Here is a 1418-nt window from a genome sequence, read left to right as displayed (position 1 = left end):
AAATCTAGACCAAGAACATGGTACCAGGCATTTTCAACCTCAGGAGTCTGATGAGACAGTTCCTCTGATCCGATTTCTCCCTCTACACTTAATAATTCGTAAAGAATCTGAAATTCTGGGGTATCAAAGAAAAAATCTCCTCTTAATCGATAGTCATTTAACACAACTGGATTCTCTGCCATCCTATAAAGGAGATGAGCCTCTGCTCTCATAACTGCTGTCAGTTGCCGCGTCACAGGCAAACTAATCGCTACTGGCCTAGGATGCTCCTTGACCCTCTCCTGTCTTTGAACAATCCGACTTTCATTTACAATCTGTTCTACTTGCTGGTAATCAAAGGAAGGTAGGTTATCCGCCAGAATGTGGATGTATGAATTCTGGGCAGTGATAGACTTTTCTTTGGCGATTAAGGGCGCAATCTTTTCAATGAACTCGATTTGCGCTTGCAAGTTATCACTATTCTCAGGTTTGAGTTGCTGAATATAGAACTCTATAGGACTAATCCGAGTCTTGGTTAAAAGGTAAGCCAGGTCTTCAGCAGAATTCTTTTGCAAATACTCATCTGGGTCCATGGCATCAGGTACTCGGACAACTTCCACTGAGAACTCTTTTAATTCCTCCAGAGCTTTGGCTGTCGCTGCCTGTCCTGCCTTGTCACCATCATAGCTGAGAACTATCTTTTTGGTGAAGCGTTTGAGGTGGTCAACATGCTCCTTGCTCAGCGCTGTCCCCATGGAAGCGACAGCATTTTCTATACCAGCACGGTAAGCCGCGATCACATCCATGAAGCCTTCCATCAGATAGAGCTCTGTAATCTTACCTGTTCCCTTTTTTGCCTTGTCCAAATGATACAATTCGTAACTCTTGTTAAAAATTGCAGTCGAGCGACTATTTTTATATTTGGCAGTCTGTCCATCAGTTTCTTGCCAGATACGACCTGAAAAGGCAATAACCTGCCCCTTGTCATTGGTCAAAGGAAAGACAATACGTCCAAAAAAGGTATCAAAGAACTGATTGTCATCTGACAAATAAAACAAGCCCGAATCCAATAAATCCTTTTCCTCAAACTTGCCAGATAAACGTTGGTAAAGATAGTTTCTCTCGGCTGGAGCTAGTCCAATTTGGAAGTGCTTCAGAACTTCATCCGTCAACCCACGTTTGTAGAGATAAGCCCTTGCTTCTTCTCCCATCTTAGTCGTCATGAGGATGGCATGGTAAAAGCGTGCTGCTTCTTCATGCATATCATATAGAGCTTGATGAGGAGAAAACTGTTGAGGACGAGACTGGATAGGCATAGCTAGTTGAATACCGACACGCTCACCTAAGAGCTGAACGGCTTCCATAAAGGATACACCTTGGTACTCTTCGATGAACTTAAAAACATCTCCTGAGCGCCCACAACCGAAACAATGGTAAAA

General features: G+C 43.3%; 1 protein-coding gene. It reads right to left on the bottom strand.

The genetic code is table 11. The features are described from left to right. On the bottom strand, nt 1-1418 hold a 1418-nt coding region (gene dnaG / locus SORDD24_RS07315; RefSeq protein ID WP_231082702.1), incomplete at both ends, for a DNA primase.

Source organism: Streptococcus oralis (assembly GCF_001579175.1).
GTDB classification, from domain to species: domain Bacteria; phylum Bacillota; class Bacilli; order Lactobacillales; family Streptococcaceae; genus Streptococcus; species Streptococcus oralis_O.
Note: the sequence above shows the minus strand (reverse complement) of the source record. Positions and strands in the feature narration are given on the sequence as shown.